The sequence below is a fragment of the Streptomyces sp. NRRL S-31 genome, from assembly GCF_000718775.1.
Lineage (GTDB): Bacteria > Actinomycetota > Actinomycetes > Streptomycetales > Streptomycetaceae > Streptomyces.
In genome coordinates, this window is record NZ_JOCB01000010.1 from 45939 (window position 1) to 60826 (window position 14888).

At 71.7% G+C, this 14888-nt stretch carries 15 protein-coding genes; 13 read left to right on the plus strand and 2 right to left on the minus strand.

Annotated features, from left to right (window positions below; all coding sequences use genetic code 11):
- Positions 1 to 16: 16 nt before the first annotated feature.
- Positions 17 to 937: a LysR family transcriptional regulator gene (locus tag IF37_RS0106705; protein WP_030737667.1), complete on the minus strand. Its 921-nt coding sequence runs from the start codon at positions 935 to 937 to the stop codon at positions 17 to 19.
- A 162-nt stretch (positions 938 to 1099) separates the two neighbouring features.
- On the opposite strand from IF37_RS0106705, the gene IF37_RS0106710 reads away from it, so the two are divergent.
- The 12 genes from IF37_RS0106710 (at position 1100) to IF37_RS0106760 (ending at position 11123) form a co-directional block, all read left to right on the plus strand.
- Positions 1100 to 1873 (plus strand): amino acid ABC transporter ATP-binding protein, encoded by a 774-nt coding sequence (locus IF37_RS0106710; RefSeq protein ID WP_052845014.1) that lies wholly within the window; start codon positions 1100 to 1102, stop codon positions 1871 to 1873.
- 198 nt (positions 1874 to 2071) lie between these two features.
- Entirely contained in the window at positions 2072 to 3022 is a 951-nt protein-coding gene (locus IF37_RS0106715) for a glutamate ABC transporter substrate-binding protein (protein ID WP_030737673.1), read from the plus strand.
- Between the two features lie 4 nt (positions 3023 to 3026).
- Positions 3027 to 3674, plus strand: a complete 648-nt coding sequence (locus IF37_RS0106720; RefSeq protein ID WP_030737678.1) for an amino acid ABC transporter permease — start codon at positions 3027 to 3029, stop codon at positions 3672 to 3674.
- Positions 3671 to 4669 carry an amino acid ABC transporter permease gene (locus IF37_RS0106725; protein ID WP_079165588.1) on the plus strand — a complete coding sequence of 333 codons (999 nt, stop codon included), beginning with the start codon at positions 3671 to 3673 and terminating at the stop codon, positions 4667 to 4669. The genes IF37_RS0106720 and IF37_RS0106725 overlap by 4 nt, the downstream gene beginning before the upstream one ends.
- Before the next feature lie 284 nt (positions 4670 to 4953).
- Positions 4954 to 5709, plus strand: a complete 756-nt coding sequence (locus IF37_RS0106730) for a class II glutamine amidotransferase (protein WP_052845007.1) — start codon at positions 4954 to 4956, stop codon at positions 5707 to 5709.
- A gap of 169 nt (positions 5710 to 5878) precedes the next feature.
- On the plus strand, positions 5879 to 6541 hold the full coding sequence (locus IF37_RS0106735; RefSeq protein WP_052845008.1) for a LuxR C-terminal-related transcriptional regulator: 663 nt from the start codon (positions 5879 to 5881) through the stop codon (positions 6539 to 6541).
- Positions 6542 to 6713: 172 nt separating this feature from the next.
- Positions 6714 to 8804: a condensation domain-containing protein gene (locus tag IF37_RS0106740; RefSeq protein ID WP_030737690.1), complete on the plus strand. Its 2091-nt coding sequence runs from the start codon at positions 6714 to 6716 to the stop codon at positions 8802 to 8804.
- 314 nt (positions 8805 to 9118) lie between these two features.
- Positions 9119 to 9517, plus strand: a complete 399-nt coding sequence (locus IF37_RS0106745) for a hypothetical protein (protein WP_030737694.1) — start codon at positions 9119 to 9121, stop codon at positions 9515 to 9517.
- Between the two features lie 70 nt (positions 9518 to 9587).
- Entirely contained in the window at positions 9588 to 9821 is a 234-nt protein-coding gene (locus tag IF37_RS0106750) for a hypothetical protein (protein WP_052845009.1), read from the plus strand.
- Positions 9809 to 10117 carry a hypothetical protein gene (locus IF37_RS44830; protein ID WP_173456741.1) on the plus strand — a complete coding sequence of 103 codons (309 nt, stop codon included), beginning with the start codon at positions 9809 to 9811 and terminating at the stop codon, positions 10115 to 10117. The genes IF37_RS0106750 and IF37_RS44830 overlap by 13 nt, the downstream gene beginning before the upstream one ends.
- A 92-nt stretch (positions 10118 to 10209) precedes the next feature.
- A complete protein-coding gene (locus tag IF37_RS0106755) occupies positions 10210 to 10434 on the plus strand; it encodes a hypothetical protein (RefSeq protein ID WP_216725830.1) in 225 nt (74 codons plus the stop codon).
- A 230-nt stretch (positions 10435 to 10664) separates the two neighbouring features.
- Positions 10665 to 11123 (plus strand): MaoC family dehydratase, encoded by a 459-nt coding sequence (locus IF37_RS0106760; RefSeq protein WP_030737703.1) that lies wholly within the window; start codon positions 10665 to 10667, stop codon positions 11121 to 11123.
- Positions 11124 to 11225: 102 nt separating this feature from the next.
- Here IF37_RS0106760 and IF37_RS0106765 read toward each other — a convergent pair whose 3' ends face one another.
- Positions 11226 to 12140, minus strand: coding sequence for a sulfotransferase domain-containing protein (locus IF37_RS0106765; protein ID WP_030737705.1), 915 nt, complete (start codon positions 12138 to 12140; stop codon positions 11226 to 11228).
- Between the two features lie 222 nt (positions 12141 to 12362).
- Here IF37_RS0106765 and IF37_RS0106770 point away from each other — a divergent pair, with 222 nt between their 5' ends.
- Positions 12363 to 14804, plus strand: coding sequence for a hypothetical protein (locus IF37_RS0106770; RefSeq protein WP_158727298.1), 2442 nt, complete (start codon positions 12363 to 12365; stop codon positions 14802 to 14804).
- Positions 14805 to 14888: the final 84 nt, after the last annotated feature.

Consider the following 14888-nt stretch of genomic DNA (forward strand, 5'->3'; position numbering starts at 1 on the left):
ACGGCGGGCGGAACGGTCAGGCCGGCGGCCCGCCGACGGTGGGCAGCAGGTCGGCCGCGATGGCCCGGACCTCGTTCAGGACCGTCACCACCGCGGGGACCGCCGCCATGTCCGGCCACAGCAGGGCGTAGGTGCGGCGCCGGGGCCAGTGCCGCAGCGGACGGTGCACCAGACCGGGGACGACGTAGAGGGACAGCGCCATCTCGCTGACCAGGCTGATGCCCAGGCCGGCCGCCACCAGCGCCTGGATGGCGCTCACGTCGTCCACGGTCGCCGCGATCCGGGGCTCGAAGCCCAGGTTGGTGCACGCGGCCAGGAAACGGTCCCGGAAGCTCTCCATCACCCAGTCACGGGAGGCGAGTTCGGCGAGGTCGATGTCGGTCTCGCCGGCCAGCGGGTCGTCCTCGGGCATCAGCACGCAGCGGCGGTCCGTCATCAACTCCACCCGCAGCATGGTGCCCTCGCCGTCGGGCAGGTCCTCGTTCTCCCAGTTGCACAGCAGGCCCAGGTCGGCCTCGCCCGTCCGGATCAGGTGCCGTGCCTCGACCGGTTCGGCCTGCACCACCGTCACCCGGACACCCGGATGACTCACGCGCAGCCGGGCGATCAGCTCCGGCACGAGGGTGACGCAACTGCTCTGGAACGCCACCATCCGCACCAGGCCGCCACCGCGCGCCACCAGGGAGGAGACCTCCTGGTCCGCGGCGCGCAGCATGGAGAAGATCGCGTCCGCGTGCTGGACGAGGGCCCTGCCCGTCTCGGTGAGGCGCAGGCCCCGGCCGATCCGCGTCACCACGGGCGTGCCCACCGCCTGCTGGAGCCGGCGCATCTGGTAGCTGACCGCGGGCTGGGTGTAGCCGAGGGAGGTGGCGGCCGCGGTGTACGAGCCGGTCCGCGCGACCTCGGTCAGGACCTTCAGTTGATGAACATCCAGCATGACGAAACGATAAGGGAATTTGATGCGTACGCGAAAATATCCTCGTTGGACAGAGCGGTCGGGGATTCGATCAAATAGACGTATCGAGCGAGCCGTTCGTCCTCCACTCCCCGCCCTCCCGCAGGAGTCTTCGTGACCAGTACCAGTACCAGTACGGTGCGGATCGGCACGGACCGTGAAGCCGGCTCGGCCGAGGCGCCCCCACCGCTCGTGCGGATCAGGGGCCTCGACAAGTACTACGGCACCACCCAAGTGCTGCACGGCGTCGACCTGGACGTCGCCGCCGGTGAAGTGGTGGCGATCATCGGCCCGTCCGGATCCGGCAAGTCGACGCTGTGCCGCTGCGTCAACCGGCTGGAGTCCGCGACGGCGGGCACCATCGCCCTCGACGGAGTGCCCCTGCCCACCGAGGGCAGGGAACTCACCCGGCTCCGGGCGGAGGTCGGCATGGTCTTCCAGTCCTTCAACCTCTTCGCCCACCTGACGGTGGTGCAGAACCTCATGCTCGCCCCGGTCAAGGTCCGCGGCATCTCCCTGGAGGAAGCCAGGGAACGGGCGTACCGGCTGCTGGAGCGGGTCGGGCTGGCGGACAAGGCGTACGCCTACCCCCGGCAGCTGTCCGGCGGCCAGCAGCAGCGGGTGGCCATCGCCCGCGCCCTGGCGATGGAACCGAAGGTGCTGCTGTTCGACGAACCCACCTCGGCTCTGGACCCGGAGATGGTCCAGGAGGTGCTGGGGGTCATGACCGAGCTGGCACAGGACGGCATGACGATGATCGTCGTCACGCACGAGATGGGGTTCGCGCGCCAGGTCGCCGACCGGGTGGTGTTCATGGACGGCGGCAGGATCCTGCGGATCGCGCCGCCCGCGGAGTTCTTCGCCTCCCCCGGACACCCGCGCGCCGAGTGTTTCCTGGCGTCCCTGCCCGGACACTGACCCGCGGGGCGGCGGTCCTCCCGACGCCCCCGGAACACCGGCCCCGGCACTCCCCAGCTCCGGGCGGGCCGGGCGGACCCCTCCCCGCCGCCCGGCCCGCCCGGCTCACCCGGCGCCGCACCCCCGCTCCCGCGCGCGGACACCCCCACCCACGCGCCCCCGTTATCCCGTATCCCTTCCCTCCCCGGAGAGTTCATCGTGCACAGCACCGCGCGGACACGGCGCCGCTCCGTCCCCCTGGCCGCCGCGGCGGTCGTCGCCGCCCTGGCCCTCACCAGCGCCTGCTCCGGCTCCTCCGCCTCGACCGTACCGGGGGCGCCGGCCGTCGCGGGCAAGGCCGCGAGCACGGGCACGGTCGACCGGGCGATCGAGCGGGAGAAACCCGCGGACGCGTCCCTGATGCCGTCCGGCTCCACGGCCGCCCGGATCAGAAAAGCCGGCACCCTGAAGGTCGGGGGCACGCAGACCGCGGCGCTCTTCTCCCAGCTCGACCCCACCACCGGCAAGGTCGAGGGATTCGACGCGGCGATGTCGCGGCTGCTCGCCAAGTACATCATCGGTGAGCCGAAGACCGAGCTGGTGAACGTCACCGCCGCCACCCGCGAGGCGCTGCTGCGCAACCACTCCGTCGACGCCGTCCTCGCCACCTACACCATCACTCCCGAGCGGTCGAAGGTCGTCGCCTTCGCCGGCCCCTACTACGTCGACGGCCTGGGCATCCAGGTCCGCGACGACGAGAAGGACATCAAGTCGCTCGGCGACCTGAAGGGCGCCACCGTCGTGACCCAGTCGGGCTCGACCGCGGCCCAGGCCGTCAAGAAGCAGGTGCCCTCGGCGAAGATCCAGCTCTTCGACACCAACACCGAGTGCCTCCAGGCACTGCGGCAGGGCCGGGCCGACGCGTACGTCCTCGACCAGGGCGTGCTGGCCGGCAACGCCAGCACCCACCCCGACGTGAAGGTGCTGCCGGGCAAGTTCGACGAGCAGCCGTACGGCATCGGGCTGCCGCTGGACGACCCCGACTTCAAGAAGTTCGTCAACGACTGGCTGCGGAAGATCGAGCGGGACGGCACCTGGGCCACGGTGTGGAAGAACACCGTCGGCACCCAGGTGCCGGGACCGGTCCCCGCTCCGCCCACGATCGGCTGAGCCCATGGACGTCATCACCTCCCACGCGGACGTCTTCGGCCGGGGCCTGCTGGTCTCGCTCCAGATCAGCGGCTGCACGTTCCTGCTCGCCGCGGTCGGCGGAGTGCTCCTCGCGGTGTGCCGGATCAGCCCGGTGCGGCCACTGCGCCTGTTCGCCGCGCTCTACGTGTCGACGGTGCGCAGCGTTCCGCTGCTGGTCCTGCTGGCCCTGTTCGTGTTCGGCCTGCCGGAGATCGGACTCGTCTACTCGCTGCTGTGGACCGTGGTGACGGCGATGGCCCTGTACTGGGCGGCGTTCTTCTGCGAAACGGTGCGCGCGGGTGTCCGGTCCGTCCCGGTCGGCCAGACCGAGGCGGCCCGCGCCCTGGGCCTGACGTTCTGGCAGGTGCTGCGCCACGTCGTCGTCCCGCAGGCGCTGCGCTGCGCCGTCCAGCCCCTCGCGTCGCTGCTGATCGCCGTGGTGCTCAACTCGTCACTGGCCGCGGCCGTCGGGGTGACCCAGGAGCTGACGGGCCAGACCGTGCTGCTCGACCAGCAGTACGCGCAGCCCGTGTTCACCTTCGGTGCCGCCGCCGTGTGCTACGTCCTGCTCACCCTGGCGGTCGGCCGGGCCGCCGCCGTGCTCGAACGACGACTGGCGGTGCTGCGATGACCTCGTCCCTGCGGGAGGAACCGGACGTGCGGTCCGCCGCGGCCGACGACCGGCCGGTGCGGTACGCCGGGTTTCCGCCGAAGCGGCCCGGCCGGGACGCCCCGCGCGGGCTGCGCGCCCGGCTCTCCGGCGCGCTGGACCGGCTGGACGGCGACGACGTCCCGCTGTTCGACGAGCCGGGCCCACGCGGGCGGCGCCGCATCGCGATCGCCACCGCCGTGTCACTGGCGCTGTTCGCCGCCCTCGTCGCCGTCGCGACGCAGCGGTTCGCGGCCCACGGCCAGCTCGATCCCGCCAAGTGGCGGCTCTTCGTCGAGTGGCCGGTGATCCGGTACCTGCTCGTCAGCCTCTGGGCGACCGTGCGCGTCACCCTGGTCAGCGGCGCCATCGCGCTGCCGCTGGGCGCCCTGCTGGCGCTGGCCCGGCTGTCCGGCACGGCCTGGCTCAGCCGGCCGGCCGGCCTGTACGTCGAGGTGATGCGGGCCGTCCCGCTGCTGCTCCTGATCTACGCCTTCCTGCTCGGTCTGCCCGCCGCGGGCCTGCGCCTGCCGCTGTTCTGGCAGCTCGTGTGGCCGATCGTGCTCACGAACGCCGCGGTCTTCGCGGAGATCTTCCGGTCGGGCGTCCTGGCCCTGCCGGCCGGGCAGACCGAGGCGGCGCACGCGCTGGGGCTCGGCGGCTGGCAGACCATGCGCCTGGTCCTCCTGCCGCAGGCCGTACGGCAGACGGCGCCCGCCCTGGTCAGCCAGCTCGTGCGGCTGCTGAAGGACAGCACCCTCGGCTACGTGGTCAGCTTCCTGGAACTGCTCAACGCCGCGAAGGTGCTGGGCGAGTTCAACCACACGATCATCCAGAGCTATCTGGTGGTGGCGCTGGTGTACGTGGTGGTCAACCTGGTGCTGGCCCAGGCGGCGGCCCGGCTCGAACGGCGTCTCGGCGGACGAGGCGGCCCCGCCGGTCCGGTCCCGTCCCCCGGGACGGCGACCACGGTCTGAGGGGCGGCACCCGCGCCCCGTAGGCCGGCACGGCACTCGGCGGGCCGGCCGCGCGGTGCCCCGGACCGGGGCACCGCGCGGTTCCCGCCGGGGCCGCCCGGCCCGGCGGACCGGACGGTCGCACCGGGCCCCGGGACCGGTGCGCCCACAGGCACCCCTTTTATCCGCATCAGTCCACCTATGACCGGCGCGGCCCGCTCCCACGAAGACGACCGCGCCCCGCGGCCGGCCGGTCCCCGCCGCCCGGACCCGCGACCTCCCGTCCAAGAGAAGGAGATATCCGCATGTGTCGACTCATCGGTGCCGTCTCGCGGCATCCCGACACCGTCCGCGACCTGTTCGCCGACGACCTCGAACCGTTCCTCAGGCTGGCCTGTGAGCACGATGACGGCTGGGGGCTGGCCGTCCGCACCCCGAACGGCACCGTCGACTCGGTGAAGGAACCCGAACCCGCGTTCGCCGGCCCACGGCTGAACCCGCTGCTCGACACGTCGACCACCGACGCCGTACTGCTGCACCTGCGCATGGCCAGTCCCAGCTTCGCGGTCAGCGGGCCCAACACCCACCCGTTCGGCGACAGTGACATGGCGTTCGCCCACAACGGCGACTTCTCACCCGCCGGCTCCCTCGACGAGGTGATCGGCCCCGACCTGCTGGCGAGCGCGGGCGGCGAGACCGACAGCGAGCGGTTCTACCTGGCCGTACGCCGCCGCGTGGACGACGGTGTGGGCCCCGTCAAGGCCATCATGCAGGCGGCGCAGGACATCCGGGTCCTCGCCGACCGGTTCGTGAGCCTCAACTGCCTGCTGCTCACCGCCGACGGGCTGTACGCGTACACGGAGCACGACCCGCACTCCGAGGTCATCGGCCGCCGTGGCGCGGGCTACTTCGGACTCCACTACCGGACGACCGAGGACGGCAGGGTGGTCGTGGCGTCCACCGGGTGGGAGCAGCCGGAACCGGAGTGGGAGGCGCTGCCCGAGCGGCACGTCCTGGAGCTGACGCCCGGCACCCTGGCCCGCACCGTCCACGGCGGGTAACGGGCACGCGCGGTGCGGGCGCGGCCGGGCCGCCCGCATCCCACCGGGGTCACGGCGTCCGTACGACCCGCCGTACCCCCTCCGCCCGGCGTGGGCCGCCGGCCCGTCCGGGCCGGGCACCCGTCCCGTCTCCGGAGCACACCTCACCACGCAGAGGGGAGTTCCCGTCATGATCGATCAGGCGAACGGTCGGCACAGCGGAGCCGAGTCGACGACGGCGGTCGTCGTACAGGCCGACGACGCGCTCATCCTGCACGGAACCACCGCTTCCTTGGCGGCCACGGGACGTGTGGAGGTGCTGCCCGCGGAACGGATGGCGGAGGCGGACGTGGTGGTGGTGATCACCGCCGAGGTCACCACGGGCACGCTCCAGGCGATGAGCCGGATCACGGAGACCACCGCCGGCCGCGCGCGGGTCGTGCTGGTCGCCGACCGCGTCTCCGAACCGCAGCTCCGCTTCGCGGCCGGACACGGCGTGGTGGCCTTCCTGATGCGGTCCCGCACGAGCGGCAGCCGGCTCCTGGCGGCCGTGCTGGAGAGCCACCGCGGCGAGCCGGTCCCGTCGACGAGGAGGCTGAACGTCCTGCGCGACCAACTGCGCAGCAGCCGGAACGGCGCCGTGCCGGGCGAGCAGCTCCCGGCCGGTCTGGCGGCACGCGAGATCGACGTGCTCAGAATGCTCGCCGAGGGGATGGACGTGATGCAGATAGCCGCCGAACTCACCTACTCCGAACGCCTGATCAAGAGCGTCATCCACAGCGTGGTCAAGCGGTTCGGGCTGCGCAACCGCACGCACGCCGTCGCCCACGCCATCAGGATCGGCATCCTGTGAAGTACCCGTGCCGGAAGGGGCGGCGAGGGACGCGGGGCGGGGCAGGTTCGCCAAGGTTTCACGTGACACAGCGGCGGCCTGACACCGGGCCGGCCGGCCCGGCTCCGGCACATCCCCCACCGGACGCGCCGCTCGCCGCGGCCAGGAACGGCAGCCCGGAAGGAACGCAGTCGTGAAAGACCCCGTCGAACAGATGCCGCTCTCCGTGGATCAGGAAGCGATGTGGATCGCCTGGCAGCGCGATCCCGGTCAGGGGATCCACATCATCCCGAGCCCCTTCCCGGTGCGCGGCACGATCGATCCCGCGTGTCTCGGCCGGGCCGTCGACGCCCTCGGTCGCTCCTTCCCCCGGCTCCGCGGCCGAGTGGCCGCGGGCGCGCGGGGGCCGGTGCTCGACTGGTCCGACGCCCCCCGCATCCCGGTCCGGGAGTCGACCACGCCCCTGGCCCGCGACGAGGCCGTACGCCACGTCCGGCAAGTCCCCTTCGACCTGGACCACGGACCACTGGCCCGGGTGGAGCTGCTGCACGGGCCCGACTACACGGTTCTCGTCCTCGCCGTCCACCATCTGGTGTCCGACGAGGCGTCCGTCCTGATCCTGGCCGACGCGCTGCGGCGCGCCCACGCGGGCGAGCCGCTGCCCGCCGGTGACCCCGTACCGGCGCCACGGGCCTTCGCCGACCGCTCCCGCGAGGCGGCCGACACTCCGGCGGGCGAAGCACACCGCACCTACCGGCGCCGGCCCCTCGGACAGGACGCGCCGGTGCCGCTGCCGCCACGGAGCGTGGACGAGCCGGCGTACACCACGCCCGGCGACCCGCTGCCGGCCGGCCTCGTCGCCCGCCCCCGGCTGGGGGAGTCATCCGCCGCCGACCACCCCCTCCACGACCCGGCGCGGGCCCCCGCCGGGTCCACCGCGGTGCGCAGGGCCGCCCTGGTGCAGGAACGGCTGTGGTCCGCCGCACCGGACGGCCGGCACGGACTCTCGGTGTCCCTGCGCCTGTCCCGTCTGCCGGATGACGAGGCACTCCAGGAGGCGGTCCACCGGGTCACGCTGGCGCACGACGCGCTGCGCACGCACCTCGGACTGGCCGGGAACCAGGTCGTGCAGCACGTACGGACCGGGACGGCGGTGACCCCCGTCCGGTTGCCCGTGCGGCCCTCCAGCGGGAGCGCCGAGGTGCCGGACCCGCTGCGGGACTGGGCGGCCGAGCCCTTCGACCTCGCCCGCGGCCCCCTGTTCAGGATCGCGGTGCTGCCCGAGCGGTCCGGCGGCGGCTGGCTCAGCCTGGCCGGGCACCGGGCCGTGCTGGACGAGTGGTCGCTGCGGCTGGTCGCCCGGCAACTCCTCGCGGCCCTCGACGACGCCGCGCCGGCCGAGCCGAGCAGCTTCCCCGACTGGCTGGACGACACCGCACCCGTGACCACGGCGGAGGAACTCGCGGCACGGGCGGCGGAGCTGAGTCCCGCCGCCGAAGCCCTTGGACTGCCCGGGCGCCGCCCCCGGCAGACGGACACCCCCGAGCAGGAGTACGAGGAGGGGGTCGTGACGTTCGCCGTTCCGCGGGAGCGGGCGGTGCGCGAGGCGGCCGAACGCCTCGGTGTCGGGCACCGGGACCTGCTGCTCGCGGCTTTCGCCGCCCTGCTCGGCCGGTACACCGGCCGGCAGGACCTGCTCGTCGGCGTCGCACACCACGCACGGCTGCCGTCGGACCGGCACGTCGTGGGGCCGCTCGCCACCGTGCTGCCCGTGCGGCTGCGGCCCGAGGCGGGCGAGGACCTCGCCACGCTCGCCACCCGCACGGCCGCCGAGGTGGCCAAGGCCACCGCCCACTCCGGGATACCGGCCGAGGAGCTGATGCGGCTCGTGGACCCGTCGAGGACCGACCGGACGGCCCCGCCGACCGAGGTGCTCTTCGACTGTGACGACCACGACGGCTTCGACCACGGCGGCTTCGACCACGGCGGCTTCGATGGCCACGCCGGCGAGGCTGACCGGCCCCGACCGGACGTGCCCGGGTGCGCGGACGGCGCGGTGCGCGCCGTCGTCGAGACGTCCGGCGGCCAGGACGCGTATGACGTGGCCCTGCTGCTGCGGCACCGGTCCGGACGGATCGAGGGACGCCTCGCCTTCGACGCGCGGTACTTCGACCACGACCAGATGCACGTCATGGCCGAGGACTATCTCCGTCTGATCGAGCGGTTCGTCGAGACACCCGGCCGAGCCGTCGGCGAGACCGACCGTCACCCCGGTAGGCCGTAGGGAACGGTACGGAGGCCGAACGCCCGCGGACATCTGTTCCCCGGGCGGTCCGACGGCACGCCCCCGTCCGGCCGCACGCCGTCCCGGTGACCGCAGACCGGGCCGAACCGCCCAAGGCGTACCGCCACCGAGCCCGGCACATCGCCGAGTAGACGCGTTGCCAAGTGGGTGTGTACTCATCGCCAACGACATCCATGCCGCCGCCCCCTACCGTGAAAAGCGCACCGGTGAGGGTTGGTCGTCGCGATCGCCCGGGTGCGCGAATCATGTTCAGGTCACGTCGGAGAGCAGACCTGCGACATATGGGGGGAAACATGCAGCGACGCACGGGCAAGGCCGCCGCGGTAATGACCGGGGCACTGCTGATCGGGGTCATCGGCACTCCCGCGGCCCACGCCGAGGGGAAGAAGACCTCGTACATCAAGCACTGGGCGCCCTTGAGGGAATCCAGCAGGTGGAGCGACCACAATCTCGACTCCGTGAAAACCTCCGTCACGCTCAGCGGTTGCTCGACGGACGGGTCGCGCTTCGAATGGGCAAGGCTGACGCTGTACCGGTACGCCCTTGGCCCCGACACGAAGATCAAGTCGATCAGTAAGAAGTGCGGCACGTATTCCTTCGGGCGTGTCTCCGCAGGGACGTACTACTTCACACTCGACGGCTTCGGCAGCGGGGGGCTGTTCTGGGCCAAGAAGGTCGTCATCCGCTGGTGACGCCCGTGCGTGCACGGGGGTGTTCCGGCAGGCCGACTGACATGGCGGGGAAGTGAGAGGGGGCGAACGCGTGTCCTGGGACGAGTGGGAGCAGTTGAAGGCGGATGCCGCGGCACGCGGCACCACCGAGACGCGATGGAACAAGGTGTCGCCGGCCGGAGGCAAAGGCGGCGAGACCGGTGGTCTCAAGTCGGACAAGAAGGTCTGGGTGAGAGCCGGCGAGGACACCAAGGACTTGCGGGACGACCTCGGCGAGGCGCTCGGAAAGCGGGCAAGACGGCGTCCGCCGCCGTGCGCGAGCTGAAAAGGCCGGGCCGGAATCTCCACTACGTGCAGACCGAATGCGCGCTGGCCAGCACCGCGCTGAACGCCTTCGTCTTCGACATGGGCGCGGCGAAGCGGAAGTTGGAGGCGGCAACGGCTGACGCCGAGGCGGCCGGGTGCACGGTGGGCGCGGACGGTTCGGTCACCTACCCGGCGGGCGGCAAGGAGGTCGACGGCAAGGTACCCGAAGGCGGCACCGTGGCAGTCGGGTCGAGTACGAAGGATCCGACGGCGGCGCTGGACCGGCGAAGACATCCGACAGCCGCGCGACAGTGACGGAGTGTTCCGGCAAAGACCCGGACACGTACTTCCGCATCCTCCACCCGTGGAGCTTCACCCCGGCATCCTCCGGTGACCTGGAGGCAGCCATGCGACGGCTCAGGAAGGCGCTGCCGGAACACGGCTGGAAGATCGTCGAATACGGGCCGGACACCAGCAGGAACGAGAACCTCAGGCTCACGGCCGACAACGCCGCGAAGAAGGCAAGTGTCCACATCGTCCAGATGGCCAAGGACAATCCCCCGATGCTGAGCGTGGATGTCATCTCCGGCTGCTACCAGGTCCCGGACGGCCGCAAGGTCGAGCACTTCTAGCCCGTGCAGGGCCCGGCCGAGCGCGTCTCACGCCGCAGCCACGGCACCCGGCGCCGGAACCGATCGCCCCTGCGGGTGAACACCGGAACGGGAGCGGACGGGGGAGACGTCCTTCCGGGGCGGGGTGCCCCAGCATGGTCCCCCGCATGCGGCTTTCCCGAGGCGGTGCTCGGCCGCCGCACCCGCGCCCCGGCGGCCCACCGCCGTTCCCTCCCCGGAAGAGGTGCTCAGTGAGCTTCGGCAGGTATTTCGAGGAGTTCGAGGTCGGCCAGGTCTTCCACCACTGGCCCGGCAAGACGGTCACGGAGTACGACCACCACCTGTTCTCCCTGCTGACCATGGTCCGGCACCCCCTGCACCTCGACGCCCACTACGCCAGGACGGCCACCCGGTACGAGCAGCCGCTGGTGGTCGGCAGCTACGTCTTCTCGCTGCTGCTGGGCCTGTCCGAGGCAGAGGTGGCGGGACGCGCCATCACCCACCGCGGCTTTGAGCGGATCGAGCACCACGCGCCGGTCCTCCACGGTGACACCCTCTACGCGGAGAGCGAGGTGTACGCCAAGCGTGACATCCCGGAACGCGCGGGACGCGGCCAAGTGGGCGTGGAGACACGAGGCCGCAACCAGGACCGTACGTTGGTGATGACGCTGCGCCGCGAGCTGGTGGTGCCCAAGCGCCCGCCGGGCTGACACCGCGGCGGGCGCTCGGTCACCGCCGCGACGCCAAGCCGACGGAGGGTGGGGACACCGGCCCGGCGACGCCGGCGACCCCGCGCGACTGATCCGCCCTGGTCAGACCGGCGGCGCGTCGCGGACCAGCCAGGAGCGGAGGTCCGTGGGGAGCCGTCGCAGCGCCTGCTCGTGCAGTGCGAGGTCGTCCGCGGAACACCGGGTGCGCCACTGCCCGCTCGTGCCCCGGTGGAAGAAGTCCCACGTCCCGAGTGCGGAGCCGGTCGGGCCCGAGTCCCAGATCTCGTGCCCCTTCGCCTTCATCTCGGCGAAGGTGCAGGCCCTGACCAGGTCCGGCCAGAGGCGGGCGTCGACAGAGATGCCGAGGAAGTCGGCCAGCCGGCGCATCCGACCCTCCAGGTCGTCCAGCATGTCCTGGTAGTGGAGCAGATGGACGTTGGGCTCCGACCGGTGTTCCCACCACGAACGCAGGTGGTGGGTGGGGGAGTTGTAGGGCCAGCCGTCCGATTCCCACGGGTAGGCGCTGCGGGTGAAGAACTCCCGCCAGAACGCGTGCACGTCCTCGGGGACTTCCGGCGGGCGGAACGACGAGGCGTCGGACCCGCCGTACGTCTCCAGGGCCGCTGCGAGGGCGGCGCGCGGGCCGGCGGAACCCATGCTGCGGGCGTGGTGGTGGGTGGACAGGGCGAGGTCCCGCAGGTCCCGGCCGATCACCAGATAGGACACCTCCGCGTGGAACGGGAGCGCGTCCAGCGGCAGGTGTGTCTTGATGAAGCGGCGGTGGCGCTGTGCGTGGAGCGACGCCAGGACGTCGGCGAGCGGGGTGACGTCCAGGTCGAGCCAGGGGCTCAGCTCCATGAGGGGGAGCGGCAGCCGGGCGCTTTGGAAGACCAGCGACGCCACGATCCTCTGCGTCCACGTGGTGCCGGCCTTGGTGGCGGTGGAGATGACGATGTCCCCGCGCCGGGGCGTGTAGGAGTCCCACCGCGTGCTGTCGAGCAGCGGTCCGCGGTACACACGCGAAGGCTGGCGCACGGGTTCCGACACGACGGCCTCATCCCCTGTCCGCTGCCGAGGTTCGTCGTCATGCAAGACGATGCCGTCCGGTCGGCACAAGGAAAGGGAGCGGGAATCACCCGATGAGGTGGTCCCGGCCCGCATTGCGGGGCGTCCGCGACCGGACCAGTCTGGAAGGAGGGGAGCGACGGGGGAGCCGCCTCTGACGGCAGGTGAGCGGTGATGAACTGGGAAGAGACACAGCAGCAGGAAATAGACAGTGCGATCTCCCACGCCCTGGAGAACGACCCGGAAATCATCTCGGGTATGGCGGATGCCCACATTTCCCCTGATGAATTGAGGAATCAGATAAAGAAGAAGCGGGACAAGCTGGAGTCCGCTTACGCACCCGAGTTCAGCCGGCTCCAGGAACTTGAGGCGCGGACCCAGGCCATGGGCGAGGCACTCGCCGCGAGGACCCGATGGGCCGCACCGGTGAAATTCCTCGTGCTCCTGGTCGCGGTCGTCGGGGCCGCGTTCGGCCTGCTCTTCGCCTTCGCCCTCTTCCTCGCCGGAGGAACCGCGGGAAAGGTCTGCGCCGTGGTGACCGTCCTCGCCATGGGCGCGATCGGATGGCGCGCGGTGCGCAGCAAGGCCCGTGGCCGCCGGCGCGGGGCCGCCGCGGCGGAGCGGTACCTGGTGCTGAAGAGCAACCTGGAGACCGCGCGGCGGGACTGGAAAGCGGCCCTGCGGTGGCGAGCGGTACCCACGCTCCTGCGGGAGGAGATCAACGACCGGAGACCCTCGTACTCCCTCACCCTCGACATCCGCGACCCCAAGGGGCTGGCGGAGCTGGAGGACCCGCAGTTCCTCATCACGGTGCCCGCGGTGCGGGAGATCGACCAGCTGATCTCGACGATGCCCGGCGGCAGCATCGGCATCTCCGGGCCCCGCGGCGTCGGGAAGACCACGTTGCTGCGGCACTACTGCTCCAAGGAACACGCCCCGGTCGCGGAGTCGCTGGCCGACAAGCCGCCGGTACGGGTGCTGGTCCCGGCGCCGGTCAAATACGACGCGCGGGAGTTCATCCTGCTGCTCTTCTCCAGGGTGTGCGCCGCCGTCGTACCCGATGACTGCCTGCCCCGGCGGGCGCGCGGGGACGACGAGGACGAGGGCTCACCGGCTTACACGCCGCTGGACTTCGTCGTCATGACCGTCCTCGCGTTCGCGGGCTGCTGGGGGATCGTCCTGCTGATCATCGACGGCGAGCACTGGACACCGCCGGCCCATCTGGCCGCGGCCATCATCCTGATCTTCGCCTCCTGTGTGGGCTGGGTCTTCTGGACGATCCACCGGGGGCTCCACCGGTGGGGCGCCGACGAGTCCGCCGCGATCGAGGCGGCGCACGGCTCGGAGGCGGCCGAGGCGTCGATACTGCTCCGTGGGCTGGTGTACCAGCAGTCGGTGTCCCGAACCTGGTCCACCGGGATCAAGACGCCGGTGGGCATCGAGGCCGGGGCCTCCGCGAATACGACGATGACCGAGAATCCCATGGGATTCCCGGAACTCGTAGCCCGGCTGAACGGCTTTCTGCGGACACTGAAGCGCAGCCGCCGCAAGGTCTTCATCGGCATCGACGAACTCGACAAGATCGACGCCAATGACCAGGTCCACCAGTTCATCAACGACATCAAGGGAATCTTCGGGCGGGAGGAGTGCTTCTACCTGATCTCCGTCTCGGACAATGCCATGAGCTCGTTCGAGCGGCGCGGGCTGCCCGTCCGGGACGCGTTCGACTCGTCGCTGGACACCGTCGTGGACGTCCGTCCGGCCGACCTCTCGATGTCGCGGACCCTGATGAGACAGCGCGTCATCGGTCTGCCCGAAGCCTTCCTCTGCCTCTGCCACGTCGTCTCCGGGGGTCTGCCGCGTGACCTCATCCGCGCGGTCCGCGCCCTGGTCTCGCTCGCGAAGGGGAAGCCGGAACCCGATCGCATGCTGGAAGCCCTGACCCGGGCCCTGGTGCGGGCCGACCTGGAGCGCAAGGTCCACGCGCTGGAGATCGCCGCACACCACAGCGACCTGGAACCGGACACCGGGGTCTTCCTGTGCACCCTGCACGAGGTCCTGGACCGTACGCAGGCACCGACCTCCGCTTCCCTGCTGGCCGAGATGGACCGCGTCACGGTCGGTACGGCTCCCCGGACCACCGATGTCGAGGCGGTGCGGAGCGCCCATGAGAAGCTGAACCGGCTCCGTCTGGAGATGGCCGCCTACCTCTACTTCTGCTCGACGCTGATCGGGATCTTCGACAACTCCCTCAAGGAGGAGGAGGTACGGCGTCTGATCCGGAACACCGGCGCCGGCCGTCTGGCACGGCTCGCGCAGGTGCGCTCCGAATTCGCCGTCAATCCCAGGCTGGCCTGGGCGACGACGTCGGCCTTCCGGGAAGCGCACGGCCTGCCCGCCAAGCCGTATCCGCATCCGGCACCGGAGGCGCCGGCCGCCGGTCCCGACGGGACCGCCCCCGGCCCGCTGAGGCCGCGCGCGGCGCGCGGGAGGGCGCAGGGGGCGGCCACCCGGCCGCGGTGGCGCAACGGCGGCTCCGACTGGACGACCGCGTCCGGCTCCCGGCCGGCCACGCGGCACCGCCCGCGGTCCCGGTCGGAGGACCACCGGCTCTGACGCCCGGGCCGCTGCCGGCTCCTGCCGGCGGGCGAGCCGATGCCCGGTCCGCGTCCGCCGACACCGGTCCGGGACCGCCGCCCG

Excerpts from the sequence above, each read along its gene's own strand:
- IF37_RS0106720 (WP_030737678.1), top strand. The coding sequence starts at position 3,027 with ATGGACGTCATCACCTCCCACGCGGACGTCTTCGGCCGGGGCCTGCTG.
- IF37_RS0106745 (WP_030737694.1), top strand. The coding sequence starts at position 9,119 with ATGCAGCGACGCACGGGCAAGGCCGCCGCGGTAATGACCGGGGCACTG.
- IF37_RS0106705 (WP_030737667.1), bottom strand. The coding sequence starts at position 937 with ATGCTGGATGTTCATCAACTGAAGGTCCTGACCGAGGTCGCGCGGACC.
- IF37_RS0106730 (WP_052845007.1), top strand. The coding sequence starts at position 4,954 with ATGTGTCGACTCATCGGTGCCGTCTCGCGGCATCCCGACACCGTCCGC.
- IF37_RS0106725 (WP_079165588.1), top strand. The coding sequence starts at position 3,671 with ATGACCTCGTCCCTGCGGGAGGAACCGGACGTGCGGTCCGCCGCGGCC.
- IF37_RS0106755 (WP_216725830.1), top strand. The coding sequence starts at position 10,210 with ATGCGACGGCTCAGGAAGGCGCTGCCGGAACACGGCTGGAAGATCGTC.
- IF37_RS0106770 (WP_158727298.1), top strand. The coding sequence starts at position 12,363 with ATGAACTGGGAAGAGACACAGCAGCAGGAAATAGACAGTGCGATCTCC.
- IF37_RS0106735 (WP_052845008.1), top strand. The coding sequence starts at position 5,879 with ATGATCGATCAGGCGAACGGTCGGCACAGCGGAGCCGAGTCGACGACG.